This window comes from Armatimonadota bacterium (assembly GCA_031081675.1).
In the GTDB taxonomy this organism is placed as follows: domain Bacteria; phylum Sysuimicrobiota; class Sysuimicrobiia; order Sysuimicrobiales; family Kaftiobacteriaceae; genus Calidihabitans; species Calidihabitans tengchongensis.
The window spans coordinates 3,899-30,106 of sequence record JAVHLZ010000001.1 but is presented as its reverse complement, the minus strand read 5'-3'; the positions used below and the strand labels follow the sequence as shown (position 1 = coordinate 30,106).

Below are 26,208 nucleotides of genomic sequence, written 5' to 3'. Positions count from 1 at the left end.
CCGCTCTGTCATGCGCCAGGCCGTCCTGCGCGAGCCCCGGCGCATCGAGCTGGTCACCCGCCCGGTGCCCTCGCCCGGCCCCGGACAGGTTCTCCTGCGGGTGCGGGCGGCCCTGACCTGCGGCACCGACCTGAAGACCTACCGCCGCGGGCATCCCAAGGTTCCGTTCGGCCCGTTCGGCCACGAATGCGCCGGCGACGTGGTCGCGGTCGGACAGGGCGTCGGGCACGTGCGGGAGGGAGACGCGGTGGTGCCGACCCCCACGGCCCCCTGCGGGTCCTGCCCGCCCTGCCGCCGCGGCCGCGAGAACCTCTGCGAGCGCCAGTTCGACGACATCGTGCTGGGGGCGTACGCCGACTACCTGCTGGTGTCGGGGCGGGTGGTCCGCCAGCACCTGCTGCCCAAGCCGGCCGGCCTGTCCTACATCGAGGCGGCGTTTCTGGAGCCCCTGTCGTGCGTGGTGCACGCCTGGGACCGGCTGCGGCCGCGGATTCCCGAGCAGGTGGCGGTGGTGGGGCTGGGCGCCATCGGCCTGCTGCACGTGCGCCTGGCCCGCGCGCTGGGATCCCGGGTGGTGGCCGTGGGGCGCCGGCGGGAGCGGCTGGACCTGGCACTGCGCATGGGCGCCGACGCGGTGGTGGACACCGGGGCTGGCGACCTGACCGCCCGGGTGCGGGAGGCCACCGGCGGGACCGGCGCCGACGTGGTCATCGAGTGCACGGGCAACGCCCAGATGTGGGAGGAGGCGCCGCGGTGGGCGGCTTCCGGCGGCCGGGTGGTGCTGTTCGCGGGTCTGGCCGGAGGCACTCAGGTGGCGTTTGACGCCACGCGGCTGCACTACGACGAGGTGGACATCGTCAACGCCTTCCACTACCGGCCGCGGGACGTGGAGGAGGCCTACCACCTGCTGGCCCGCGGCCTGGTCGATGTCCGGCCGCTGGTCACCGGCGTCCGGGAGCTGGCCGCCATCGCGGATGTCTTCGCCTCCCTGGACCGGGGCAACGGCGTGAAGTACGCCGTCCTGCCCGAGGCCGCTCCGTGGGCGTAGAGACCCTTCCCGCCACCACCCGGGCCGTCGTCTACCGCGGTCCGTCCGACCTGCGGGTGGAGGAGGTGCCGTTGCAGCCGCCGCAGGCCGGGGAACTGCTGGTCCGCGTCCGCGCCTGCGGCCTGTGCCCGGGGGAGGTGATGGACTGGTACATGGCGCGCAAGGCCCCGCTGGTTCCCGGACACGAGGTGGTGGCCGAGGTGGTGCGGGCCGGCGCGGGCGCGGAGGCCTTCGCTCCCGGCGACCGTGTCTTCGTGCACCACCACGCCCCCTGCCTGGCCTGCCGGGCCTGCCGGCGGGGCGACTACGTCCACTGCCCCACCTTCCGCCGCACCCGTCTGGTCCCCGGCGGGCTGGCCGAGTACGCGCTGGTGCCGGCGGAGATCGTCCGCGCCGACGTCCGCGCCCTCCCGCCCGCGCTGTCCGACGAGGCGGCCACCTTCGTCGAACCCCTGGCCTGCGCGGTCAAGGCGTGCCGCCGGGCGGGCCTGGGACCCGGAGACCGCGTGGTGGTCATCGGGCTCGGGGTCATGGGCCTCCTGCACGTGCTGCTGGCGCGCCGCCTGGGCGCCGAGGTCGTCGTGGGCGCCGACCGGGTTCCCTCACGCCTGCGGCGGGCGGCCGCCCTGGGGGCCACCGTGGTGGATGTCGGCCGGGAGGACCTGTCGGACGCGGTGCGCGGGCGCACGGGAGGAGACGGCGCCGACGTGGTGGTGGTGGGCCCCGGAACCGTGGAGGCGCTGGAATCGGGACTGTCCTGCGCGGCCCCGGGCGGGACCGTGGTGGTGTTCACCCCCACGCCGCCGGAGGCCCGCTGGCCGCTGCCGGTGCACGACCTGTACTTCCGGGAGGTCCGCATCGTGCCGAGCTACTCGGCGGGCCCGCCGGACACCGCGCAGGCTCTGCGGTATCTGGCCGAGGGCCTGCCGGTGGAGGACCTGGTCACCCACCGCCTGCCCCTGGAGCAGGCGGCCGAGGGCTACCGGCTGGTCCGCCAGGCCACCGACGCCCTGAAGGTGGTGGTGCGGCCGTGAGGGACCGCATCCCGCCCGCCGTGCCCGCGGCAGGTTCGTGCGACCTGCCTGGCGGCACGCCCCCGGACGACCGCCTGCACCGCCGGTTCGACCCGCAGGCTTTTGCGTGGGAGGGGGTCGAGCCCCAGGTCTACAAGGCGGGACCCGCCGATGCTCCGGGGATGCTGTGGCGCGACGTCGTCCGCCACACCCTCACGGGCCCGGGGAGCGCGTTCGTGCTGCGGTACTTCGAGATCGCCCCCGGCGGGTACTCGAGCCTGGAGAAGCACCGTCACGTGCACGCGGCGGTCGTGCTGCGGGGACGCGGGCAGGTGGTCGTCGGGCGCCGGGTGTTCGCCGTGGCCCCCTTCGACCTGGTCTACGTCCCCCCGCTGACCCCGCACCAGTTCATCAACGCGGGGGAGGGACCGTTTGGCTTCCTCTGCCCCGTGGACAGCGACCGCGATCCCCCCCAGCCCCTCACCGACGAGGAGCTGGCCGACCTGCTCGCCGACCCCGCCGTCCGGGCGGTCCTGCGGCACCGGTAGACGCCACCGCGCGCCCCAACTCCCTCTCCCCTCAAGGGAGGGCCAGAAACCCGTCCCTCACTCCGCCCTCTCCCCCAGGGGACGAGGGAGCGGTAACCCCTCCGACGCCGTTGACATTCACCGCCCGCCACAGTGGGAGACCGGATCGCCCGAACGCGACCCACACCACCTCGCCCCCTGCCGGGGAGAGCCAATTTCCCTCTCTCCCTTTGGGAGAGGAATAGGGGAGGGGCCCGTCAGTCCCTGATCTCCGATCCCGGGTCCCCGATCCCCGAGGGGGTGTCAGTTGAATTTCTCACCCCGGAAGTATAGAATCACCCCCAGAAGGTCAGCCGAGGAGGGACGCTCGACCCATGATCAGCATCACCGAGCAGGCCGCCGCCAAGTTGCGCGAACTCCTGCAGTCCCAGGAGGAGCCCGACCTGTACCTGCGGCTGTTCATCCAGCCGGGCGGGTGCGAAGGCTTCTCCTACGGGATGGGGTTCGACTCCGAGCGCCGCCAGGACGACCAGGTATTCGAGCGCGGCGGTGTCCGGGTGCTGGTGGACTCCTACAGCCTCCAGTTTCTCCGCGGCGCGCAGATCGACTACACCCGGTCGCACTTCGGCGAGGGGTTCATGGTCCGCAATCCCAACGCCGTGAACACCTGCGGGTGCGGTCACTCGTTCAAGACCCGCCACGACCCCGGCCGGCCCGAGCCGTGCGGGGAAGAACCGGGCCCGGCCCCGGCATAAAGGAGCCCACCGATGAGCGAGCAGCTGCAGACCTCCGCCGCCACCCAGGACATCCGGACCCGGGTGGAACAGGTCCTCGACAGCATCCGCCCCTACATCCAGGGCGACGGCGGCGACATCGAGCTGATCGACGTGGTGGACGGCATCGTCCAGATCCGGCTGGCGGGAGCCTGCGTGGGGTGCATGCACTCCCTGATGACCCTCCAGGCCGGGGTGGAGCGCCTGCTGCGCGAGGCCGTCCCCGAGGTCAAGGCCGTCGAGGCGATGCCCTTCTAACCGTCCTTCTCTCTCCTTCCATCCCCCTCACCCCCACCCTCTCCCCCAAGGGGCGAGGGAGCGGTATCCTCCTCGCGAGGCAATTGCCCACACCACAGCCGGAGACGAGATCGCGGCCGCGCGCCGCAAAACACCTCCCCTCTCCCCCTGGAAGAGTTAATATTCTCCCCTCTCCCTCCGGGAGAGGGCTAGGGTGAGGGCATGGGAGAGGGCCCGGGAGAGGGTGGGGAAGAGGGCGCGGGTGAGGGCTGGGAGGGACAACATTCTTCCCCTCTCCCTTCGGGAGAGGGGCTGGGGTGAGGGACGCCGACCTGATCCCCGATCCCCGATCCCGCAGTCGCAGTCCACCTTCAACCTCCGACCTTCAACGCAGTTCAAGGAGGCCTCCCTGGCCCCCGATCCCCGGTCCCTGTATCATTATCTGTGGCTTCCCGCGCGGCGCGAGCGCCGGTGATCTGCCATGACGACGCCCTGGACGCACATCCTCAAGAAGGTCGACGACTACCGGTGGGAGATCCCACCCACCTACAAGCCGGGCATGCGCGTCCCCGGGCTGGTGTTCGCCGACGAGCGCATGCTGCGCCAGATCGCCGAGGAACAGGCTCTGGAGCAGGTGGCCAACGTCGCCACCCTGCCGGGCATCGTCGGCTACTCCCTGGCCATGCCCGACATTCACTGGGGGTACGGCTTCCCGGTGGGCGGCGTGGCGGCGTTCGACGTGGAGAGCGGCATCATCAGCCCCGGCGGCATCGGGTACGACATCAACTGCGGCGTGCGCCTGATCCGCACCTCCCTCACCGAAGAGGAGGTGCGCCGCCGCCTGGAGCCCCTGGTGGACGCCTTGTTCGTCAACGTCCCCTCGGGCGTGGGGTCCACCGGGCGGGTCAAGGTCAGCATGGGCGAGATCGATGACGTGCTGCGGGGCGGAGCCCGGTGGGCCGTGCAGAAGGGCTACGGGTGGCCCGAGGACCTGGAGGTCATCGAGGCCGGAGGGTCTCTGCCCGCGGCCGACCCCGACGCCGTCAGCGACGCCGCCAAGCAGCGCGGCCGGGGACAGATCGGCACCCTGGGCTCGGGCAACCACTTCCTGGAGGTCCAGGTGGTGGACGAGATCTACGACGCCCGCGCGGCGCGCGCCATGGGGATTGACCACGTGGGCCAGGTGGTGGTGTTCATCCACTGCGGCTCCCGCGGCCTGGGCCACCAGGTGTGCACCGACTACCTGCGGGTGGCCGAGCGCTCGGCCCGCCAGCACGGCATCCACCTGGTGGACCGGCAGCTGGCCTGCATGCCCTTCCGCTCGCCGGAGGGCCAGCGCTACTTCGGCGCCATGAGCGCGGCCGCCAACTTCGCCTGGGCCAACCGCCAGATGATCACCCACTGGGTCCGGGAGTCCTTCAGCCGCGTCTTCGGCCGCAGCCCCGAGGACCTGGGCCTGCGATTGGTCTACGACGTCGCCCACAACATCGGCAAGGTCGAGGAGTATCCGGTGGACGGCCAGCTCAGGCAGGTGGTGGTGCACCGCAAGGGTGCGACCCGGGCCTTCCCGCCGGGCCACCCCGAGATCCCGCCCCGCTACCGGGAGATCGGCCAGCCGGTGCTGGTGCCGGGGGACATGGGACGGTACTCTTTCGTCTGCGTCGGCACCGAGGACGCCATGCGCCTGTCGTTTGGTTCCACCTGCCACGGCGCCGGGCGGGTGATGGGCCGCAAGCAGGCCGTGCGCACCCTGGCCGGGGTGGACATCGCCGAGCAGCTGCGCCACCAGGGCATCCTGGTCCGCGCCCAGGATCGCAGTCTCCTGGCCGAGGAGGCCTCCCCGGCCTATAAGGACGTCGCCGACGTGGTGGCCGTCTGCCATGCGGCCGGCCTCAGCCGCCGCGTGGCCCGCACGCGGCCTCTCGGCGTGGTGAAAGGATGACCTGCGGGATGCGGGACCGGTGATCCGGGATCGGGGATCCGACATCGGAGGGGACCCCGTCCCTGCCGGGTCCCCGATCCCTGATCCCCGGTCCCGGATTTCTGATCCCGGGTCCGGCAGTGCTCAACAGGAGGGCTGGCGTGTCCGAGCGCGACGTCTTCGCCGTCCAGGAGTTCCCCCTCAAGGGTCTGTGGTTCTACGACCGGTACACCGACAGCGAGGTGCACGTCCACCGCTGCGGGGAGGTGGTCGCCCGCGCCCGCACGGCCTACCAGGACGTGCTCATCCAGCGGTGTGACCACCTGGGCCTGTGCCTGGTGGTGGACGGCAAGATCCAGTCCGCCGAGGTGGACGAGTACATCTACCACGAGCTGCTGGTCCACCCGGCCATGCTGGCCCACCCCCATCCCCGGCGGGTGCTGGTGTGCGGGGGCGGGGAAGGGGCGCCTCTGCGGGAGGTCCTGCGCCACCCGTCGGTGGAGTCGGTGGTGATGGTGGACATCGACCGGGAGCTGGTGGACCTCTGCCGCCGCCACCTGCCGTCCTGGCACGCCGGGGCGTTTGACGACCCGCGGGTGGAGGTGGTCTACGGCGACGCCCGCGCCTACGTCGAGCGGACCGACCGCCGCTTCGATGTCGTGATCAACGACATCACCGACCCCATCGAGGGCGGGCCCAGCAAGCTGCTGTACACCCGCCAGTTCTACGCGGCCGTGGCCCGGGTTCTGGAGCCGGGCGGCGTGTTCGTCACCCAGGCCATCGGCGTCCACTACGACGCCGGGGACCGCCTCCACGCGGCGATCCACCGGACCGTGCGCGAGGTCTTCCCCCACACCCGCTCCTACTGCGAGTACGTCATGTCGTTTGACTACCCGTGGGCCTTCGTGGCCGGGTCGCGGGAGCCGGTGTGGGAGGACCTGGACGACCCCGCGGAGGTGGACCGCCGCCTGCGGGAGCGCGGGGTGGAGCTGCGCTTTTACGACGGCATCACCCACCGCCGGGTCATGAGCCTGCCCCGGCCCCTGCGGCTGCTGATCGAGCAGCAGGCCACCATCATCACCGACGAACACCCTTTGGTCGTCGACTGACACCTGCGACGGACTCCCTCTCCCTCCGGGAGAGGGCGCGGGTGAGGGCCCGGCAGAGACAATACCTTCCCTCTCCCTGTGGGAGAGGGTTAGGGTGAGGGCGTGGGAGGAGGTTAGGGTGAGGGCCCGGGAGAAGGCGGGGGAGAGGCTGGGGAGAGGACGGGTATGAGGAAGCGAGTATGCTGATCCCGGACTCCTGATCCCGGATCCCGGATCGCCGCCATGCGCATCGAGCTGACCGACGAGCAGCGCCTCATCCACCAGACCGTCCGCGAGTTCGCCCGCGCCGAGCTGCGCCCCCACGCTGCCCGGTGGGACCGCGAGGGACACTTTCCCCTGGACCTGGTCCCCCGGATGGCCGCCCTGGGCCTGTGGGGTCTGATGGTCCCCGCCGACTACGGCGGGGCCGGCCTGGACACGGTGAGCGCCATGCTGGCGATCGAGGCCGTTGCCTGGGGAGACGCCGGCATCGGTCTCAGCGTGGCGTCCCACAACTCCCTGTGCACCGGCCACATCCTCCACTTCGGCAGCCCCGAGCAGAAGCGCCGCTACCTGCCCCGGCTGGCCCGGGGCGGATCCCTGGGCGCCTGGTGCCTGACCGAGCCCGTCGCCGGCAGCGACGCGGCCGCCATCCAGACGCGCGCGGTGCGCCGCGGACGAGGGTGGGTCCTCACCGGCACCAAGGTCTTCGTCACCCAGGGCAGCGTGGCCGGCGTCTACGTGGTCATGGCCGTCACCGACCCCCAGGCCGGGCGGCGCGGCATCTCGGCGTTCATCGTCGAGCGGGACGCCCCGGGGCTGCGGGTGGGCAAGAAGGAGGACAAGCTGGGGGTGCGGTCCAGCGACACCGCCGAGGTGGTGCTGGAGGACTGCGAGGTGCCCGCCGACGCGCTGATCGGCCCGGAAGGCGACGGCTACCGCCAGGCGATGCGCGTCCTCGAGCGCGGCCGCATCGGCATCGGCGCCCTGGCGGTGGGCATCGGCCGCGCCGCCCTGGACGACAGCCTGGCCTACGCCCGCCAGAGGACTGCCTTCGGCAAACCCCTGGTGGAGCACCAGGCCATCCAGTTCATGCTGGCCGACATGGCCACCGAGCTGGACGCCGCCTGGCTGCTGGTCCTGCGGGCCGCCCAGCTGGCGGACCTGGGCCAGCCCTTCCGCCGGGAGGCCTCCATGGCCAAGCTCTTCGCCTCCGAAGCGGCCGCCCGCGCCGCCACCCGGGCCGTCCAGATCCACGGCGGCTACGGCTTCATCAAGGACTACCCCGTGGAGCGCTACTACCGGGACGTCAAGCTCACCGAGATCGGCGAGGGAACCTCCGAGATCCAGCGAATCATCATTGCCAAGTCCCTGCTGGAAGGCTACCTGCGAGAGGGATAACACTCCCTTCTCCCTCCGGGAGAGGGCGAGGGTGAGGGCCCGGGAAAGGGCGAGGACGAGCCACGGATGCACCGGTCAGCTCACCCATTTCTGGAGCGCCTGCAGGAAGGCGTCCTGCTGGCCGACGGCGCCATGGGCACCCAGCTCTACGCCCGCGGCGTGCCGTTTGACCAGTGCTTTGACGCCCTCAACCTCACCCGGCCCGACCTGGTCCGCCAGATCCACCTGGACTACATCCACAGCGGCGCCGAGCTGATCGAGACCAACACCTTCGGCGCCAACCGGTTCAAGCTCGCCCAGCACGCCCTGGCTCACCGCCTGGGCGAGATCAACCGGGCCGGCGCGGCCCTCGCCCGGGAGACCGCCGACGCGGCGGGCCGCCCGGTGTTCGTGGCGGGCTCGATGGGGCCCATCGGCCGCCCCATGGCCCCCCTGGGCGCCGTCAGTCCGGAGGAGGTCCGCCAGGCCTACGCCGAGCAGGCGGCGGCCCTGGTGGAGGGCGGGTGCGACGTCCTGATCCTGGAGACGTTCACCGACCTCGCCGAGCTGGTGGAGGCGGTGCGGGGCGTGCGGGATGCCACCGACGTCCCTCTGATCGCCCAGATGACCTTCACCCAGGAGGGCCGGACCCTGCTGGGCCACGAGCCGGCGGAGATCGTGCGGACGCTGGAGGCGCTGCCGGTGGACGTGGTGGGGGCCAACTGCAGCGTGGGGTCGCTGGGGATCCTCCAGGTGATCCAGCGCATGGCCGCCGCCTCGCCCGCGGTCTTCCTGTCGGCGATGCCCAACGCCGGCTTTCCCGCCTACGTGGGCGGCCGCTACATCTACGTCTCCACGCCTTCCTACATGGCCGGCCACGCCCGCCAGATGGCCGCGCTCGGCGCGCGGATCGTCGGCGGGTGCTGCGGCACCACCCCCGAGCACATCGCCGCCATGCGGGAGGCCCTGGCCGGCCCCGCCCCCGCCGTCACCACGGCGGTGGTGGAGTTTCCTCCGGCCCGGCCGCCCGCCGAGGAACCCGCAGCGCGCCCGGAGCCCACGCCGCTGGCCCAGAAGCTGGGCCGGACCTTCGTGATCACGGTGGAGGTGGATCCTCCCCGCGGGGCGCAGGACCGGCGGGAGCTGGACGGCTGCCGGCGCCTGCAGGAGGCCGGGGTGGACGCCGTGGACGTCGCCGACAACCCCCTGGCCCGGCTGCGGATGAGCCCGTGGGCCATGTGCGCCCGGATCCAGAGCGAGGTCGGGCTGGAGACGGTCCTGCACTTCACCACCCGGGACCGCAACCTGGTGCGGCTGCAGTCGGACCTGCTGGCGGTGCACGCCCTGGGCGTGCGCAACGTCCTGGTCCTGCGGGGCGACCCGCCCCAGATGGGCGACTATCCCAACGCCACGGCCGTCTCCGACGTCACCCCCTCAGGACTGGTGCGCCTGATCAAGGAGTTCAACCGCGGCCGCGACCAGTCGGGCAACCCCATCGGGGCGCCTACCGCCTTCACGGTCGGGGTGGCCCTCAACCTGGCGGCGGCGGATCTGGACCGGGAAGTCCGGGTCCTGGAGCGCAAGGTGCGGGCCGGCGCCGACTTCATCTGCACCATGCCCATCTACGACCCGGAGGTGCTGGACCGCTTCCTGCGTGTGGCCGGCGGGCTGCCCCTGCCGACCCTGGTGGGAGTGCTGCCCCTGGTCAGCCACCGCCATGCCGAGTTCCTGCACAACGAGGTGCCCGGCTTCCGCGTGCCCGACTGGGTCCGGGAGCGGATGCGGCTGGCCACCGACGCCAGGGCCGAGGGCATCCGCATCGCCCACGCCCTCGTCGAGGCGATCCGCGGCCGGGTGGCCGGCCTGTACCTGATTCCGTCCTTCGGCCGCTTCGATGCGGTGCTGGAACTCGTCCGCCTTGCGCGCCGCGCGGCGGTACCCTAAACTAACGGAAGCGCAAAACAAACCACCCCCCTCTCCTTTTGAGCGACGTAACACCTCCCTCTCCCTCCGGGAGAGGGCGGGGTGAGGGCAGGGGAGAGAGATGACACCTTTCCCTCTCCCTCCGGAAGAGGGCTGGTGAGGGCAGGGGAGAGAGAGATGACACCCCTTCCCCTCTCCCTCCGGGAGAGGGCGAGGGTGAGGGCAGGGGAGAGGGTGGGGAGAGGGCTAGGTGAGGAACAGAGTGAGGGCCGACCAGTGATCACCACCGTGATCGGCAGCTACCCCAAGATCCCCGATCCCCCGGCGCCCGGCCGCTGGCGCACCACCGTCGAGAAGGTCCAGAAGGGCCAGGCGACCGAGGCCGAGCTGCGCCGGGTGGAGGACGAGGTCACCCTGGAGGTGATCCGCGAGCAGGTGGACGCCGGCGTGGACCTGATCACCGACGGCCAGATCCGGTGGGAAGACGGTCAGACCTACTTCGCCCGCCGCCTGCGGGGCTTTTCCATCAACGGGCTGCAGCGCTACTTCGACACCAACGTCTACTACCGGGAGCCCGTCGCCGAGGGCGAGGTGGCGTGGGTGGAGCCCATCACCGTGGCCGACTTCGAGTTCGCCCGCCGGCACAGCCCCCGGCCGGTCAAGCCCGTGGTCACCGGGCCGTTCACCCTGGCCCGGCTCAGCCGCAACCGCCACTACCCCTCCGACCGCGACTTCGCCCTGGCCCTGGCCCGCGCCCTGAACAGCGAGCTGCGGGCCCTCCAGGCCGCCGGGGCCGAGGTGATCCAGGTGGACGAGCCGGCCCTGTGCGCCCACAAGGCCGACTACCCGCTGTTCGCCGAGGCGATGGCCGTCCTCACCGAGGGCGTCACCGCCCGCACGGTCCTGGCCACCTACTTCGGGGACATCAACGGCCTGTACCCGCAGATTCTGGACCTGCCCTTTGAGGTGATCGGCCTGGACTTCGTGGCCGGGCACCGCAACTGGGACGTGATCCGCCGGGCGCCGTTCACCCGCGGCCTGATGGCCGGCCTGCTGGATGCCCGCAACACCCGCCTGGAGCCGGTGGACGAGCTGGTCGCCGCCGTCCGGCGGCTGGCGGAGGTGGTGCCGCCCGACCGCCTGCAGCTGGCGCCCAGCGCGGGCCTGGAGTTCCTGCCCCGCGGGGTGGCCCGGCGCAAGCTGGCCCGTCTGGTGGAGGCCGCCCGCGCGGCGGAGGGCGTCCTGCGGGAGGCGCGGGCATGAGCCTGCCCCTGCTGCCCACCACCGCCGTCGGCAGCTACCCCAAGCCGGACTACCTGCTGGAGGCGCGCCGCAAGTTTGCCCGCCGGCAGATTTCCAAAGAGGAACTGACCGAGCTGGAGCGCCGGGCGACCCGGGAGTGGATCCGCATCCAGGAGGAGGTCGGCCTGGACCTGCTGGTGGACGGCGAGCAGTACCGGGGCGACATGGTGGCCTACTTCGCCGACGAGATGGAGGGGTTCGCCATCGCCGGCCTGGTGCGGTCGTACGGCAACCGCTACTACCCCAAGCCGGTGGTGGTGGGCCCGGTGGGCCGCCGCCGGCCGGTGACCGTCGAGTGGTTCACCTTCGCCCAGTCGCTGACCGGGCGGCCGGTGAAGGGGATGCTGACGGGCCCGTACACCATCGCCGAGTGGTCGTTCAACGAGTACTACCCCACCCGGCGGGAACTGGTCCTGGAGCTGGCCCGGGCCATCCACGAGGAGGCCCTGGACCTGGAGCGGGCCGGCGCCCGCTACATCCAGATCGACGAGCCGGCCATCCACACCCGCCCCGAGGAGGACTTCGACCTGGCCCGGGAGGCGATGGAGATCGTCACCGACGGCCTGAGCGCCTACACGGTGACCCACATCTGCTACGGCGACGTGCCCCGCATCTACCCGGCGATGCTCTCCCTGGCCGTCCACCAGCTGGACCTGGCCCTCAAGAACGAGGAGTTCGCCCTGCTGGAGACGTTCAAGACGGCGCCGTTCACCAAGGACATCGGGCTGGGGGTGGTGGACGCCCACTCCCACCGGGTGGAGTCGGTGGAGGAGATCGCCGACGGCATCCGCCGGGCGATGGAGGTCATCCCCGTCGAGCAGATCTACATCTCCCCGGACTGCGGGCTGAAGACCCGCACCATCGAGGAGACTGTCGGCAAGCTGCGCAACATGGTGGCCGCCGCCCGCCTCGTCCGCAGCGAGCTGTAGCCCCCGCACCCCGCCCCGCTACCTCCCCTCCCTCTGGGGAAGAGAGTCGGTGAGGGCCGGGAGAGGTCATTCTGGGAGAGGGCCAGGGTGAGGGCCCGGGAGAGAGATGACACCTTCCCCTCTCCCTCCGGGAGAGGGTGCGGGTGAGGGGTAGTACACTTCAACCTTGGACCCTCGACGTAGTAGGAGGGTGCCGCAGTCCCTGATCCCAGACCCCACGGTTGCCGTCCCCGGTCCCGACTTTCGCCCATCCCCGCCAGCGTGTACACTAGCCGGTGACATGGTGAAGGTCGAAGGCCGCCGCATCATCCGCGCCCCCGTCCAGAAGGTCTTCCAGCTGGTCAGCCGCCTGGACGCCCAGCCCAGGGTCACCGGCCTGTGGCTGACCGCCGACCTGCTGGAGCGCCGCTCCAACACCCTCACGGTCTACTACCGCGGCTACTTCGGCGGCATCCCGGTGGAGTCCGTCCAGCGCGCCGTCCTGCACCCCAACCGGCGGATCGAGTTCCGCCAGACCCGCGGGGGCCTGCGGACGTTCCGGGGACAGTACACGCTGAAGTCCGTGGACGGGGACACCGAACTCGCCCTGACGGTGGAAGCCGACGTCGGCATCCCCCTGATCTCCGAGGAGTCCGCCCGGCGCGTCCTGCGCGCCTTCGTGGAGCGCAGTCTGGACAAGTTCAAGCTGACGGCCGAGCGCGACCTGCCCCGGGTCACCCGGAAGGCTCAGGAGCCGCAGAACGTTTCCGAGGAAGCCGTACAGCCGGCGTCGGACGCCGGACCTGCTCCCGCCGGGCCCGCGCGCGCGGAACCCCAGCCCTCTCCGCCGCAGACCGCCGCCCCGGCGGCTTCGCCGCAGCCTCAGCAGGCCAGGACCACCGGCGGCCGCCGCCGGCGGCGCCGGCGCTCCCGCCGCCCCGCCCCTCCGACGCAGTAATTCCGCTCTCCACGGCGACGCGAACGCGCGCCCCCCACAACTCCCCTCTCCTCCGGGGGTTAATATACGCGCCCCTCTCCCTCCGGGAGAGGGCTCGGGTGAGATGACACCTCCCCTCTCCCTCCGGAAGAGGGCTCGGAACACCTCCCCTGTCCCTCCGGGTCAACGCGTAAGTTCCGGACCCGGTCCCGTAGTACACTCTTGACCAGACGCCGTGAGCCCCCGGATGCCCGTCCCCACCCAGATCGGCAGCGTCGCCGACGCGACCTTCACCATCACCTGGTCCGACGGCCACCGCTCCACCTACACCTGGCAGAGCCTCCGCCTGAACTGCCCGTGCGCCCGCTGCCGGGGAGAGCCCGGCTACACGCCGCGCCCACTGACCGCAAAGGATGTTCCCCCGACCATCCGGGCCCTGCGGGTCGAGCGGGTGGGCGCTTACGCCCTGCGCTTTGTCTGGATGGACGGCCACGACACCGGCATCTATCCCTTCCCGCTGCTGCGCTTCGAGTTGTGCCAGTGCGACGACTGCACCCGCGCGCGTGCAAAATCGCGGACGCCCGGAGCCGCGGACGCGGAAGACCCACCCAGATAGGCCGACACTCCCATCAACACCACTCCCCCCTGGCGATATCGCCCCCCTCTCCCTCCGGGAGAGGGCGCGGGTGAGGGCTGGGTGAGATAAACTCCCCTCTCCCTCCGGGAGAGGGTGCGGGTGAGGGCGGGGGAGAGTCGACATCTTCCCCTCTCCCTTTGGGAGAGGGCAGGGTGAGGGCATCTTTGACACCCCGCGACGGCCGATGCTAGCATGAAGGTTGACGCCATTTTCCCGAGAGGCATCCCGTGACCACCACTCCCCCGCCGACCCGCGATCAGATCCTGGAAGCCCTGCGCGACGTCCAGGACCCCGAGCTCCACAAGAGCATCGTCGACCTGGACATGGTCCGGGATATCGCCATCCGCGACGGCCGCGTCACCGTGGACGCCGTCCTGACCATCGGCGCCTGCCCCCTGCGCGAGACCATCGTCGAGTCCATCAAGGCCAGGGTGCGGGCCCTGCCCGGCGTCCGCGCGGTGGACGTCGCCCTGGGCGTGATGACCCCCCAGCAGCGCCAGGCTTTGATCGAAAAGCTGCGGGGGGGCGAGGTGGGCACCCAGGGCCGTCCGTCGTTCCTCGGGCCCGACTCGCCCATCCGGGTCATCGCCGTGGCCAGCGGCAAAGGCGGCGTCGGCAAGTCCACCGTGACCGTGAACCTGGCCGCCGCCTTGGCGGAGATGGGCCACCGGGTGGGCGTGGTGGACGCCGACGTGTACGGCTTCAGCATCCCCCGGATGCTCGGGGTCAGCGGGCGGCCCACGGTCATCGACCAGATGATCATCCCGCTGGAGCGGGACGGTATCCGCGTCATCTCCATCGGCTTCATGCTGCCCGACGAGGAGCAGGCGGTCATCTGGCGCGGTCCGCTGCTGCACAAGACCCTGACCACCTTCCTCAACGAGGTCCACTGGGGAGACGACCTCGAGTACCTGCTGCTGGACCTGCCGCCGGGCACCGGGGACGTCTCCATCACCATCGCCCAGACTCTGCCCTCTAGCTGCATGCTGCTGGTCACCACTCCCCAGGAGGCGGCGGTGAAGGTGGCCCTGCGGGCCGCGAAGATGGCCGAGAAGGTCAACATGGAGGTGGTCGGCGTCGTCGAGAACATGTCGTACTTCCGCCCGTCCCCCGGCGCCGAGCCGGTGTACATCTTCGGCCGGGGAGGGGGAGCCGCGCTGGCGGCCCAGCTGGGGGTGCCCCTGCTGGCAGAGGTCCCGCTGGACCCCGCGGTGCGGGAAGGCGGGGACGCCGGCCGCCCGGTGGTCCGCTCGCGCCCGGACTCGGAGGCCGCCGCCGCGTTCCGCCGGGCCGCCGAGCGCCTGCGCGACGCCGTCCCCGTCCCGGCCCGCACTTCCTGAGGAGGCCGGGGACCGGCACCGGACCAGACAGGTGGGGACAGTCCCCGACGCTCCTCTTCCCAGGGTGCGGGCCGCGGAGAGGTAATCTTCAGCCCCTCTCCCTGCTGGGAGAGGGTCAGGTGAGGGCCTGGGAGGGGATAACGCCTCCCCTCTCCCTCCGGGAGAGGGTGAGTCCGGGTGAGACCAACACCTTTCCCCTCTCCCTGTGGGAGAGGGCCAGGGTGAGGGCAGGGGAGAGGGTCAGGGTGAGGGAGGCAGTTCGCCTTCAACCTTGGACCTTCAACGCAGTCAATTGAGCGGCCGGGAGGTGGAGATGATGGCCACCGTCACTCCTGAACTCCACAAGAACCTCATCAACGGGAAGTGGGTCGAGTCCCGCACCCGCGAAACCATGCCGTCCATCAATCCCGCCACCGGCGAGGTCCTCGGCCTCGTCCCCAAATCCGGCCCCGAGGACGTCGCCGACGCCGTGGCGGCGGCCAAAGCCGCTTTCGAGAAGTGGCGCAAATACCCCGCGCCCCGGCGCGCCGAGATCCTGTTCCGGGCCGCCGAGATGCTGGTGAAGGAGAAGGAGAACCTGGCCCGCCTGATGACCCAGGAGATGGGCAAGATCCTCACCGAGACCCGCGGCGACGTACAGGAAGCCATCGACATGACCTACTTCATCGCCGGCGAGGGCCGCCGCCTGCACGGCTACACCACGCCCAGCGAGATGCCCAACAAGGCCGCCTACTGCATCCGGGTGCCGGTGGGGGTGGTGGGAGTCATCACCCCGTGGAACTTCCCCATGGCCATCCCATCGTGGAAGATCATCCCCGCCCTGGTGTGCGGCAACACCGTGGTGTTCAAGCCGGCCACCTACACGCCCCTGGTGGGCCTGCGCTTCGCCCAGATCCTCCAGGAAGCCGGCCTGCCGCCGGGCGTGCTGAACGTGGTCACCGGCAGCGGCACCACCGTGGGCGACGCCCTGGTGGAGCACCCCGACGTGGCCATCATCTCCTTCACCGGGTCCACCGAGACGGGGCTGGCCATCGCCGAGAAGTGCGCCCGCCGCGGCAAGCGCGTCTCCCTGGAGATGGGCGGCAAGAACGCCGCCATCGTCATGGACGACGCCGACCTGGACCTGGCCACCGACGCCCTCATCTGGAGCGCCTTTGGCACCACCGGCCAGCGCTGCACCGCCTGCAGCCGCATCATCACCCACCGGCCCGTCCGGGGCGAGCTCACCGAGCGGCTGGTGGAGCGTGCGAAGCGGTTGCGGCTGGGCGACGGGCTGGACCCTGCCACCGACGTGGGGCCGCTGGTCAGCGACACCCAGCGGGAGCGCGTGCACGGGTACGTGGAGATCGGCAGGACGGAGGGCGCCCGGGTGCTGGTGGGCGGTCACCCGGTGACCGACGGCCCGCTGGCCCGCGGCTACTTCTACGCGCCCACCATTTTCGACAACGTGACTCCCGGCATGCGCATCGCCCAGGAAGAGATCTTCGGCCCCGTGACCGACATCATCGAGGCCGCGAGCCTCGAGGAGGCGGTGCAGATCCTCAACAACGTCCAGTACGGCCTGTCGGCGTCCATCTTCACCCGGGACGTGAACAAGGCCATGCGGGCGATTGACGACATCTTCACCGGCATCGTCTACGTCAACCACGGGACCATCGGCGCCGAGGTCCACCTGCCCTTTGGCGGGACCAAGAACACCGGCAACGGCCACCGGGAAGGCGGCCAGCAGGTCCTGGACGTCTTCTCCGAGTGGAAGGCGGTGTACATCGACTACAGCGGCCGGCTGCAGCGCGCCCAGATCGACAAGGACTGACGCCCCAACTCCACCCCCCTCAGTCCCCTCTCCCCCCGGGAGAGGGCGGGTGAGGGCTGGGAGAGATAACATCTTCCCCTCTCCCCCCGGGAGAGGGCGCGGGTGAGGGCCCGGGAAAGGACGGGGAAGAGGACGAAGATGAGGGCTCTGTGCCTGTGAAACCTGCCCCGCTCGCCACCCTCGCCTGCATACTGACCCTCGCCCTCCCGGCCGCCGGCGCCTCCGCGCCCACTGTCCGCATCACCGCCGACACGGTCCTCGCCCGCGAGGCCGGCCAGGTCATCGAGGCCCGCGGCGCCGTCACCATCACCGACGGCCGCATCACCATCCGCGCCGACCACCTCCTGTACACCCGCCGCGACCGACGCATCCGCCTGACCGGCCACGTCGCTGCTGTCACCCCTCAGGGCGACCTCCGCGCCCGGCAGGTTGTGGTGACCCTCACGCCGGCGGGAGCCCTGGAGGCGGTGGAAGCGGCGGGGGAGGTGACCGTGCGCTCGGCGGACCGGACGCTGCAGGCCGGCCGGGTACGCTACCGGCCGGTCGCCGACATCATGGAGGCGACGGACGGCGTGGTGCTCCGGTGGGCGGACCGGACGCTGCAGGCGGACCGGGTGCGCTACGAGGCGGGGAAGACGTTTGACGCCGACGGCGGTGTCACGGTACGGTGGGGAGACCGCGAGCTGACCGCCCGCCGGGTCGTCGGCGTGGCGGCCGGCCAGGTCCTGGAGGCGTCAGAAGACGCCGTGGCCCGGTGGGCCGACCGCACCATCCGGGCCGACCGCATGGTCTACCGTCTGGCGGAGGACGTCCTTACCGCCACCGGCGGGGTGACCCTCACCACGCGGAATCTCGCGGCGACAGCCCAGACGCTGGTCGCCCGCGGCGCCCGCACCGCCACCCTCGGCGGCCGCGCCCGCATGCAGACGCCCGATGGCGAGCTGCAGGCCGACCGGATCGACGTGCAGGTCCAGGAGCAGACCGCGCAGGCCTCCGGCAATGTCATGGGGGTCTTCCAGGACACGACCATCACGTCGCAGGCGGCGACGCTGTCTGTTCCGGACGGCTACGCCGTCTTCCGCGGCCAGGTCACCGTCCGCCGCCCCGGCCGCACCCTGACCGCCGACGTGGTCACGTTCTACTACCGCGAGCACCGCCTCGTGGCACAGGGAGAGACCACGATCCGCATACAGCCCGAGACACCCTGACCCGGCCCGGATCTCGGACACGCGACAGCCTCTCGCCTGGCTGCAAACCCTCCCCTCTCCCTCCGGAAGAGGCAACATCCTCCTCTCTCCCTCCGCGAGAGGGCCAGGGTGGGGGGGCAGTTCACCTTCAACCTTGGACCTTCAACGCGTCCTCATTCCACCCTCAACACAATCTTGCCGAAATGCTCCCTCCGCTCCATCACCTCCTGCGCCCGCGCCGCCTCCCGCAGAGCAAACACCCCGTGCACCACCGGCCGCAGCCGCCCGGACTCCACCAGCCCCATCACCCGGTGCAGCTCCCCCTTGGTCCCCATCCAGGTCCCGAAGATGGACAGCCGCCTTCCGAAGATGTAGCGGATGTCGGTGGTCGCCTCCGCGCCGGTGGTGGCCCCACAGGTCGCCAGCCGTCCCCCCCGCGCCAGGCAGCGGATGCTGGTCTCCCACGTCGCCCGCCCCACGTGGTCGAACACCACGTCCACGCCCTGGCGGTCCGTCAGCCGGCGCACCTCCTCGAAGACGTCCTGGCTGGTGTGGTCGATGACCTCGTCGGCCCCCAGCTCCCGCGCCCGGTCCAGTTTCCACCGCCCGCCGGCCACGGCGATCACCCGCGCGCCCAGCACCTTCGCGATCTGGATCGCGGCGCTGCCCACTCCGCTGCCCGCCCCCCAGATCAGGACCGTCTCCCCGGGCTGCAGGCGGGCGTTGGTGGCCAGCATGTTCCAGGCCGTGAGGAAAACCAGCGGAACCGACGCCGCCTCCTCGAAAGACAGACGGACCGGCTTGGGCAGCACGTTGACCTCCGGCACGACCACACACTCGGCGTAGGTGCCGTGCCGGTGCTCGCCCAGGATGGTGTACTCCGGGCAGAGGTTGTCCCGGCCGGCGACGCAAAAGCGGCACACGCCGTCGCTGATCCCCGGCGCCAGGACGACCTCCTGGCCGGGCTGCACCGTGCGCACCGCCTCGCCCGCCCGCTCGACCACGCCGGCCCCGTCGGCGCCCGGAACGTGGGGGAACGAGAGGCGCAGACGCGGCAGGCCCCTCCGCACCCATAGGTCGATGTGGTTGAGCGCCGCCGCCCGCAGCCGCACGAGCACGTCGGTCGGCCCCACCGGCGGGTCGGGCATCTCCTGCTCCCGGATGACGTCCGGCCCCCCGTGCCCCGTGTACACCACCGCCCGCACGCCTCTCACCCCCGCGAACTTGGAACCGGCGACCAACGGTCATGTATCGGAAACCAGACCCTCTTTCCCCACACGCTTTCCTCTTCCCTACCCCCACCCTCTCCCCCAAGGGGTGTACGGACCGGGGAGATAGGTGACAAGTGTACCGGAGACATGGGTAACAGTCGGCTCCAGAGTACTGGCATAATTCCCTCACCTGACCTGAGGAGGGAGCTATGCCCTGGAGGACGGTGGATCTCATGGCTCTACGGTACGAGTTCGTGACCATGGCCCGGCAGGCTGGCGTGAGCGTCAGCGCGCTGTGCCGGCGGTTTCAGATCAGCCGCAAAACCGGCTACAAGTGGCTGGGTCGCTACCGGCAAGAGGGTGTCGACGGGCTGGCCGACCGCTCGCGTCGCCCCCACGCCCTGCCCGCCCAGGTGTCTGCCGGAGTCGCAGAGGCCATCGTGACCCTGCGGACCGCCCACCCGACCTGGGGTGCCCGAAAGATCCTCCGCGCCCTGGAGCTCCAGGGTATCCGCCCTCTGCCCGCCGGGAGCACCATCACGGCCGTCCTGCACCGCCAGGGCCTGATCGCCACCGGGAGCCTGGGAGGCCGGCGCACCTGGCAGCGCTTCACGCACCCCGTCCCCAACAGCTTGTGGCAAATGGACTTCAAGCGTCCGGTCGTGACCCTGGCCGGCCGAGCCCACCCTCTGACCATCTTGGACGACTGCTCGCGCTTCAACCTGTGCCTGCACGCCCTGCCCCACCAGCGGACCCCGCTGGTTCAGGCCACCCTCACCGGGGTCTTCCAGCGTTACGGCCTGCCTGATGGCGTGCTGGTGGACAACGGAAGCCCCTGGGGGAGCGACGCCGAGCATGTCTACACTCCGCTGGGGGTGTGGCTGCTGCGGCTGGGGATACGCGTGCGGCACAGCCGCGCCTACCACCCCCAGACGCTGGGCAAGGAGGAGCGCTTCCACCGGACCCTGGAGCAGGAACTGCTCGCGGCCGCCAGTGGCGGGACCTGGCCCACCTGCAGGCGGCCCTGAACCGCTGGCGCGACCTGTACAACTTCCAGCGACCCCACGATGCGCTCCAGCTGGACGTCCCGGCCGCCCACTACCGCCCCAGCCTGCGGCCGTTTCCTGAACGATTGCCCCCGATCGACTACCCTGTGGGCCTGCCGGTCCGCCGGGTTCAGCAGGGCGGCCTGATCTCTTACCGGGGGCGGCAGTTCCGGGTCGGCCAAGCATTCACCGGGTACCCGGTAGCTCTGCAGCCCGCCGGGGTTGACGGCGTGCTGACGGTTCTGTTCGGCCACCACCCCGTGGGCCAGATTGACCTGCGGGGGGTGTGATAACCTGTTACCCATGTGTCCGGTACACCTGTTACCCTTCTCTCCAGTCCGTACACCTCCAAGGGGCGAGGGAGCAGTAAGCGCTCCCTTTCGCAACGCGGTCCACCTTCGACCTTCGATACGGCCGAGAAGGGGCCAACAGCCGCGACGGGACCACGGGCACGCGCCCCCAAAATCTCCCTTCTCCCTCTGGGAGAGGGCGAGGGTGAGGGCACACCTTCCCCTATCCCTCCGGGAGAGGGCCAGGGTGAGGGCTGGGAGAGTCAACACCTTCCCCTCTCCCTCTGGGAGAGGGTCAGGGTGAGGGCCAGGGAGAGGGTGGGGGAGAGGGCGGGAGCCTGTCAGTTCTGATCCCGGATATCAGACCTCGCGGTCGGACCGCGAGGACCCCGCCGGGGCACCGGAGAACACTCCGCTGGAGTGGCTGCGTGCCGGAGAGGTGGTAGTGCCGATGCCGATTTACGAATTCCGCTGCCGGAGGTGCCGCCGCAAGAGCAGCGTCTTCGTCCTTTCTTACAAGGAGCCGTTCACCCACACCTGCCCCCACTGCGGCAGCGCCGACCTGACCCGGATCATGTCCCGCTTCGCCACCGTCCGCTCCGAGGAGGACCGCCTGGAGTCCCTGGCCGACTCGGCCGACCTGGGCGACGTGAACGAGAACGACCCCCGCAGCGTCGCCCGCTGGATGAAGCGCATGGGCAAGGAGTTCGGCGACGAGCTCGGCGAAGACTTCGAGGAAGCCATTGACGAAGCCCTGGCCGAAGAGAGCAAGTCCCCCGAAGAGAAGGCCGACACCGAAGACTTCGAGTAACCTCCCTCGCCTCCGCCCTCTCCCCCCAGGGCGAGGGAGCGGTAACCGCTGCGCTTCCTGCCGTCATTCAACCCAAAACACCTCCCCTCTCCCTTTGGGAGAGGGTCAGGGTGAGGGGCAGTACACCTTCAACCTTGGACCTTCAACGTGGCCCTGATCCTCAGGCCCCCACCCACTCCGCCCCCGTCTCCCACACCTCCTTCTTCCAGATCGGCACCGTCTGCTTGAGGGTGTCGATGGCAAACCGCCCGGCTTCAAACGCCTCCGTGCGGTGACCCGAGGAGACCGCCACGGCCACGCTGATCTCCCCCACGTCCAGCCGCCCCAGCCGGTGGACGATGGCCACCCCCAGCAGCGGCCACCGCCTGCAGGCTTCCTCCGCCACACGCCGCATCTCCTTGAGGGCCAGCTCCCGGTACGCCTCGTACTCCAGAAACTGCACCCGCCTCCCCCGGCTGTTGTCCCGCACCGTGCCCAGAAAGACCACCACCGCCCCCGCCTGCGGATGCCGCACCCTCTCCAGCATCCCCCCCACGTCGACCGGCGCCTCCACCAGCCCCACCCACACCCCCGCCTCGTGCCCTTCCCTCTCCCCATGGGGAAGAGGTTCGGGATAAGGGGGACTGTCCCCGGGGGACTCGGGGGGACTGTCCCCATGGGGGTCCGGGTGACTGTCCCCAGCGGGGTTCGGGGACTGTCCCCCGCTGGTCCCGGGGACAGTCCCCGTTGGAGGAGAGTCATCCACTTCCCTGTCCCCTGAGGGGAGAGAGCGAGGGTGAAGGGGGTCCGGGTGACTGTCCCCAGCGGGGTTCGGGGACTGTCCCCGAACGGATCCGGGGACTGTCCCCGCAAGCGAGTCCTCCACTCCCCTCTCCCCATGGGGGAGAGGGCGGGGGTGAGGGGGTATGTCCTGACCCCCACTCACCGGCGGCAGCAGGACCAGCTCGTCCCTCTCTCCCAGCACCCTGTCCGGCGCTACGTACTCCTCGTTGACGGCAAACCTGTGCGGGGGAGGTAGCCTCTGGAGTTCGGGAAACCTGACGACCAGGTGCGCCCACACCTGCTGAGGCGTGGCGCCCTCCGGCACCTCCACGCTGACCGCTGGCGCCCCGATGGCCTCCCGATATGATGCGTACGCCCTCACCATGATCCTCATCGCAGCACCTGTATTCGACACCCTCCCCGCCCGCCACCCCCACGACCCCTCACCCTCACCCTCTCCCCCTCAAAATTCTCCCCTCTCCCTCCGGGAGAGGGCCAGGGTGAGGGCCCGGCAGAGACAACACCTCCCCTTTCCCTGTGGGAGAGGGTTCGGGTGAGGGCGCGACAGGCAACATCCTTCCCTCTCCCTCCGGGAGAGGGCGAGGGTGAGGGCTTGATCCGAATCCCGGATCCAAATCCCTGATCCCGGATGCCGGATCCCCGATCCCGCAGCCGTAGTACACCTTCAACCTTGGACCTTCAACGAGGTCCTGATCCCCGATGGCTGGTCCCGCAGGTGCAATACACCCTCAACGCAGTCAACGGGTAGGCGGATGGAAGATTTCAACGTATCCCCAGAATGTCCAGCATCTGCGCCGGGCTGACAATTCGGGTCTTCCCATACGACCCCAGTGGCAGCAGGTGAGTCCTGTCTCCCGTCACAAGGAACTCTGCCTCCGCCGCCACCGCGCACTCGAGGATCCGGTTGTCATCCTCCTTGGCCCTGATCACGGTGACCCGCGCCGTCGTGTGAACGACACGGGCCATTGCTCGCACGGCGCGCACGCGGGCGGCAGCTTCCCTCCTGCTGAGGCGGAACTTCTCCCGCAGGACCCTCTCGAACTCGTCTAGGATGAAGGGCGAGATGAACAGTTCCGCGTCGCCTCGGCGGACCCGCGACAGAAGCTGATCGGGGATGCTCCCCGGGAACGCCAGGGCGGAAATGAGAACGTTGGTGTCCAGGACGATCCGCACCGGACCGTCTGGCCTAGCGCCGGACCTCGTGGACGATCCGGTTCACGTCCTCCTCGGTCCGGATCCCTAGAGCCTGAGCCTGCAGGTTCGTCCTCCGCTGGAGCTTCCGCCACCGCTGTTCCTCCAGGTAGAAACGCAGCGCTTCCCGGACCAGTTCGCTCTTGGTCCGTCTTTCCTGCCTGGCAGCACGCTCGGCTTCCCTCACCAGACTCGGCGGCAGCGAAACCGTCCACGTCCTGGTAGTCCGCACAGCGATCCTCCCTAGGCTATCTTACTTAGTAAGATAAACCAGCCCCGCGGGTCCGTCAATCTCCCGTATGTGCTCGACCCTCCGCGGAAAAAACGTCCCTCCCCCTTTGGGAGAGGGCTCCCGGATGAGGGTGCAGTTCTCGGTCCCCGACCCCGGATCCCTGTCTAGGCCGAGCCCGCGGGGCCCGTCAACCTCCCCCCCTCGACTCTTTACCGGAGGAACGTCCCTCCCTCGGGAAAGAGCGCGGCTCCCGCAACCTTGGACCTCCAACGTAGTCAAGGGCGTCAGGGCATGAGAGAGGGCAGGGGAGAGGGTCAGGGTGAGGGCTGAAAGGGATGACATCCTCCCCTCTCCCTTTGGGAGAGGGTGAGGGTGAGGGCCCGGGAGAGGGCCCGGGTGAGGGCCAGGGGCGAGGAAGTAGTACAGGGCGAGGGCGAGGGAGGGGACCCAACTCGACTAACGCAGCCGAATGACCTCCCCCCTCCCCCGGACGAGGGAAACCATTCGCCCCCGCCGGTATCTACCGCCCTCCGACCGACCAAATCACTCGCCGCAGCCACATCCGGCCCTGGAATCACACGATCTCCTCCAAATGCAATTTTCCCCCGATCGAGTGAAGGGCGCCTCTCTTTTCCGTGAGAATCCCGGAAGCCAAAATACCCAGCACAACCAACCAGGCGGGAGTCATGCGAACCATGGCGGGGGAGCATTATCCCGCGCTTCCTGCTCCGCCCGGGCGCGTCACGGCGGTCCTCGTCGCCGACCCCCTCGTGCGGATCGCCCTGCGGCAGTTGCTGCAGGCGGCGGAAGAGGTGACCGTGGTCGGTGAGGGCACCGTGGAGCAGGCCGCGGATCTCGCGCGCCGCCACGCTCCGGACATGGTGCTGGTGGACGCCCAGCGCCTGCAGGACGGAAGGTTGCCCGACTTCCTGGCGGCCCTCCACGCGGCCTCTCCCCGGACCCGGACCATCGTCCTGTGCGAGGACGACGTGATAGATGGCCTGGTGGGCGCGGCGCGGGCGGGGGCGTGGGGGTACCTGCCGCGGGAGATCAGCGACCGGCAGCTGGCCCGGGCCGTCCGGCTGGTCCTGGCCGGCAGGGCCGTAATGGACTGTGCGCTGCCCCGCGAGCTGTTCGCGCGCCTGGGCCACCTGGACCACGGACAGCCTGCGGACAGGTCCGTCGTGGCGCTGACCCCCAGGGAAACGAAGGTCATCCAGGAGATGGCGGAGGGCCGCACCGACGAGCAGATCGCGCAGCAGCTGGGGGTGTCGGTCCCCACGGTGAAAACGCACGTCCGCTCCATCCTGCGCAAGACGCGGTCGCGGAACCGCACGGCGGCCATCGCCGCGGCGTTCCGCTGCGGGATCCTGAGGTAGGTCGGGAGGAGGGCACGATGAGCGGACCGGAGGCTGTCGTCTCGCCTCTCCCGGCAATGTCAACCGCCGACGAACAAGCGGTTTCGGCGGGGGCGTGGTGGTGTGAGGACCCGCGCTGGTACGTCCTCCAGACGAAGCCCCGCCAGGAGGACCGCGTAAGTGCCTTCCTTCACCTGCGCGCTCCGTCGGTGGAGGTCTTCCTGCCGCGGATCGAGGTCGTCCGCCGCCACGCCGGCCGGCGCTACACCGTGGTGGAGCCGCTGTTTCCCTCCTACCTCTTCCTGTGGACGCCTCTGACCCCGGCCACCTGGGACGCCGTGCGGTGGACCCCCGGGGCGCTCAGGATTCTGGGCGATGGCGAGCGGCCGGTCGAGGTGCCGGAGGAGATGGTGCAGGTGATCCAGGACAGAGTACGGCCTCTGGGCTTCGTGCGGGTCGGGCTGGACCTCCGGCCTGGAGAGCGGGTGCGGATCCGCACCGGTCCGTTTGCCGGGCTGGAGGCCATCTTCGAGCGGCCGACCTCCCGCCGGGACCGCGTCAGGGTGCTGCTGCAGTTGCTGGGCACCCTGACGCCCCTGGAGATCGACCCGCTGGACCTGGAGCGACTCTGATGCGAAATCCCAAAACCCTCCCCTCTCCCTCCAGGAGAGGGCGCGGGTGAGGGCTGGGAGAGATAACACCTCCCCTCTCCCTCTGGGAGAGGGTGCGGTGAGGGTAGGGCAGAGGGCCCGGGTGAGGGCCCCAAGCCGGTAGACGCAACTTGCCGTACCGGCCACAGGACAACCGAGAACGCACCACCGGGTTTGGAAAACGGAGTTCACCCGGAACGGCGGAGCCGTGCCCCGCAGTGCTTGGAACCGCCGCGGAAACCCGACCCTCCCATCCCGCCCCGCACAGCCAACATCCTCCCCTCTCCCTCCGGGAGAGGACGAGGGTGAGGGCCCGGCAGAGACAACACCTCCCCTCTCCCTCCGGGAGAGGGCGGGGTGAGGGCCCGGGAGAGGGCCTGGGAGAGGGCAGGGGAGGGGTGACGATGAGCGGTAAACTCCAAACGACGAGGTCCCCCATGCACCACCGCCTGATCACCCTGATCACAGCCACCGCCCTGGCCGCACTCGCCACGCCCGCCCTCCCCCAACCCGCCCCCCAGCCCTACACCCTCGGCCCCGAAGACGTCATCGAGGTCATCGTCTACGGCCAGCCCGACCTCACCCGCACCGTCGCCGTCCTG

At 70.4% G+C, this 26,208-nt stretch carries 25 protein-coding genes; 21 read left to right on the top strand and 4 right to left on the bottom strand.

Going from position 1 to position 26,208, the window contains the following annotated elements; translation table 11 throughout:
* Nucleotides 1–10: 10 nt before the first annotated feature.
* The 16 genes from RB150_00140 (at nucleotide 11) to RB150_00065 (ending at nucleotide 18,055) form a co-directional block, all read left to right on the top strand.
* Nucleotides 11–1,048 carry a zinc-binding dehydrogenase gene (locus tag RB150_00140; GenBank protein MDQ7818950.1) on the top strand — a complete coding sequence of 346 codons (1,038 nt, stop codon included), beginning with the start codon at nucleotides 11–13 and terminating at the stop codon, nucleotides 1,046–1,048.
* On the top strand, nucleotides 1,039–2,082 hold the full coding sequence (locus tag RB150_00135; GenBank protein ID MDQ7818949.1) for an alcohol dehydrogenase catalytic domain-containing protein: 1,044 nt from the start codon (nucleotides 1,039–1,041) through the stop codon (nucleotides 2,080–2,082). Before RB150_00140 ends, RB150_00135 begins: the two co-directional genes overlap by 10 nt.
* Complete coding sequence (locus tag RB150_00130) at nucleotides 2,079–2,609, top strand: cupin domain-containing protein (protein MDQ7818948.1); 531 nt, start codon at nucleotides 2,079–2,081, stop codon at nucleotides 2,607–2,609. Before RB150_00135 ends, RB150_00130 begins: the two co-directional genes overlap by 4 nt.
* A 353-nt stretch (nucleotides 2,610–2,962) precedes the next feature.
* Nucleotides 2,963–3,343 (top strand): iron-sulfur cluster insertion protein ErpA, encoded by a 381-nt coding sequence (gene erpA, locus RB150_00125; GenBank protein MDQ7818947.1) that lies wholly within the window; start codon nucleotides 2,963–2,965, stop codon nucleotides 3,341–3,343.
* 51 nt (nucleotides 3,344–3,394) lie between these two features.
* Entirely contained in the window at nucleotides 3,395–3,619 is a 225-nt protein-coding gene (locus RB150_00120; GenBank protein MDQ7818946.1) for a NifU family protein, read from the top strand.
* A gap of 460 nt (nucleotides 3,620–4,079) precedes the next feature.
* Nucleotides 4,080–5,540 (top strand): RtcB family protein, encoded by a 1,461-nt coding sequence (locus RB150_00115; GenBank protein MDQ7818945.1) that lies wholly within the window; start codon nucleotides 4,080–4,082, stop codon nucleotides 5,538–5,540.
* 140 nt (nucleotides 5,541–5,680) lie between these two features.
* Nucleotides 5,681–6,628, top strand: coding sequence for a fused MFS/spermidine synthase (locus RB150_00110; protein MDQ7818944.1), 948 nt, complete (start codon nucleotides 5,681–5,683; stop codon nucleotides 6,626–6,628).
* Nucleotides 6,629–6,850: 222 nt separating this feature from the next.
* Nucleotides 6,851–8,008 carry an acyl-CoA dehydrogenase family protein gene (locus tag RB150_00105; protein MDQ7818943.1) on the top strand — a complete coding sequence of 386 codons (1,158 nt, stop codon included), beginning with the start codon at nucleotides 6,851–6,853 and terminating at the stop codon, nucleotides 8,006–8,008.
* A gap of 66 nt (nucleotides 8,009–8,074) precedes the next feature.
* The gene (locus tag RB150_00100; protein ID MDQ7818942.1) at nucleotides 8,075–9,931 is read left to right on the top strand and encodes a bifunctional homocysteine S-methyltransferase/methylenetetrahydrofolate reductase; all 1,857 of its coding nucleotides are present in this window, start codon (nucleotides 8,075–8,077) and stop codon (nucleotides 9,929–9,931) included.
* A 255-nt stretch (nucleotides 9,932–10,186) separates the two neighbouring features.
* Nucleotides 10,187–11,173 (top strand): methylcobamide--CoM methyltransferase, encoded by a 987-nt coding sequence (locus RB150_00095; GenBank protein ID MDQ7818941.1) that lies wholly within the window; start codon nucleotides 10,187–10,189, stop codon nucleotides 11,171–11,173.
* Entirely contained in the window at nucleotides 11,170–12,141 is a 972-nt protein-coding gene (locus RB150_00090; protein ID MDQ7818940.1) for a methionine synthase, read from the top strand. Before RB150_00095 ends, RB150_00090 begins: the two co-directional genes overlap by 4 nt.
* A gap of 280 nt (nucleotides 12,142–12,421) precedes the next feature.
* On the top strand, nucleotides 12,422–13,078 hold the full coding sequence (locus RB150_00085; protein ID MDQ7818939.1) for an SRPBCC family protein: 657 nt from the start codon (nucleotides 12,422–12,424) through the stop codon (nucleotides 13,076–13,078).
* A 226-nt stretch (nucleotides 13,079–13,304) separates the two neighbouring features.
* Nucleotides 13,305–13,673, top strand: a complete 369-nt coding sequence (locus RB150_00080; protein MDQ7818938.1) for a DUF971 domain-containing protein — start codon at nucleotides 13,305–13,307, stop codon at nucleotides 13,671–13,673.
* 248 nt (nucleotides 13,674–13,921) lie between these two features.
* Nucleotides 13,922–15,034 carry an Mrp/NBP35 family ATP-binding protein gene (locus tag RB150_00075; protein MDQ7818937.1) on the top strand — a complete coding sequence of 371 codons (1,113 nt, stop codon included), beginning with the start codon at nucleotides 13,922–13,924 and terminating at the stop codon, nucleotides 15,032–15,034.
* A 313-nt stretch (nucleotides 15,035–15,347) separates the two neighbouring features.
* Nucleotides 15,348–16,847, top strand: a complete 1,500-nt coding sequence (locus RB150_00070; protein ID MDQ7818936.1) for an aldehyde dehydrogenase family protein — start codon at nucleotides 15,348–15,350, stop codon at nucleotides 16,845–16,847.
* Between the two features lie 149 nt (nucleotides 16,848–16,996).
* Nucleotides 16,997–18,055 (top strand): LptA/OstA family protein, encoded by a 1,059-nt coding sequence (locus tag RB150_00065; GenBank protein ID MDQ7818935.1) that lies wholly within the window; start codon nucleotides 16,997–16,999, stop codon nucleotides 18,053–18,055.
* A gap of 152 nt (nucleotides 18,056–18,207) precedes the next feature.
* Here the strand turns inward: RB150_00065 and RB150_00060 are convergent, their stop codons facing one another.
* On the bottom strand, nucleotides 18,208–19,239 hold the full coding sequence (locus RB150_00060; protein MDQ7818934.1) for a zinc-binding dehydrogenase: 1,032 nt from the start codon (nucleotides 19,237–19,239) through the stop codon (nucleotides 18,208–18,210).
* Between the two features lie 215 nt (nucleotides 19,240–19,454).
* On the opposite strand from RB150_00060, the gene RB150_00055 reads away from it, so the two are divergent.
* The 3 genes from RB150_00055 to RB150_00045 all read left to right on the top strand — a co-directional run bounded on the left by RB150_00055 (nucleotide 19,455) and on the right by RB150_00045 (nucleotide 21,392).
* On the top strand, nucleotides 19,455–20,273 hold the full coding sequence (locus tag RB150_00055; protein MDQ7818933.1) for an IS481 family transposase: 819 nt from the start codon (nucleotides 19,455–19,457) through the stop codon (nucleotides 20,271–20,273).
* Nucleotides 20,274–20,398: 125 nt separating this feature from the next.
* The gene (locus tag RB150_00050; GenBank protein MDQ7818932.1) at nucleotides 20,399–20,581 is read left to right on the top strand and encodes a hypothetical protein; all 183 of its coding nucleotides are present in this window, start codon (nucleotides 20,399–20,401) and stop codon (nucleotides 20,579–20,581) included.
* Between the two features lie 451 nt (nucleotides 20,582–21,032).
* On the top strand, nucleotides 21,033–21,392 hold the full coding sequence (locus RB150_00045; GenBank protein ID MDQ7818931.1) for a zinc ribbon domain-containing protein: 360 nt from the start codon (nucleotides 21,033–21,035) through the stop codon (nucleotides 21,390–21,392).
* Nucleotides 21,393–21,552: 160 nt separating this feature from the next.
* Here the strand turns inward: RB150_00045 and RB150_00040 are convergent, their stop codons facing one another.
* The 3 genes from RB150_00040 to RB150_00030 all read right to left on the bottom strand — a co-directional run bounded on the left by RB150_00040 (nucleotide 21,553) and on the right by RB150_00030 (nucleotide 23,598).
* Nucleotides 21,553–21,960 carry a molybdenum cofactor biosynthesis protein MoaE gene (locus tag RB150_00040; protein ID MDQ7818930.1) on the bottom strand — a complete coding sequence of 136 codons (408 nt, stop codon included), beginning with the start codon at nucleotides 21,958–21,960 and terminating at the stop codon, nucleotides 21,553–21,555.
* A gap of 977 nt (nucleotides 21,961–22,937) precedes the next feature.
* Nucleotides 22,938–23,348, bottom strand: a complete 411-nt coding sequence (locus tag RB150_00035) for a putative toxin-antitoxin system toxin component, PIN family (GenBank protein ID MDQ7818929.1) — start codon at nucleotides 23,346–23,348, stop codon at nucleotides 22,938–22,940.
* A gap of 13 nt (nucleotides 23,349–23,361) precedes the next feature.
* On the bottom strand, nucleotides 23,362–23,598 hold the full coding sequence (locus RB150_00030; protein MDQ7818928.1) for a ribbon-helix-helix protein, CopG family: 237 nt from the start codon (nucleotides 23,596–23,598) through the stop codon (nucleotides 23,362–23,364).
* 695 nt (nucleotides 23,599–24,293) lie between these two features.
* On the opposite strand from RB150_00030, the gene RB150_00025 reads away from it, so the two are divergent.
* Nucleotides 24,294–24,977, top strand: coding sequence for a response regulator transcription factor (locus tag RB150_00025; GenBank protein ID MDQ7818927.1), 684 nt, complete (start codon nucleotides 24,294–24,296; stop codon nucleotides 24,975–24,977).
* 17 nt (nucleotides 24,978–24,994) lie between these two features.
* Nucleotides 24,995–25,588, top strand: coding sequence for a transcription termination/antitermination NusG family protein (locus RB150_00020; protein MDQ7818926.1), 594 nt, complete (start codon nucleotides 24,995–24,997; stop codon nucleotides 25,586–25,588).
* Nucleotides 25,589–26,208: the final 620 nt, after the last annotated feature.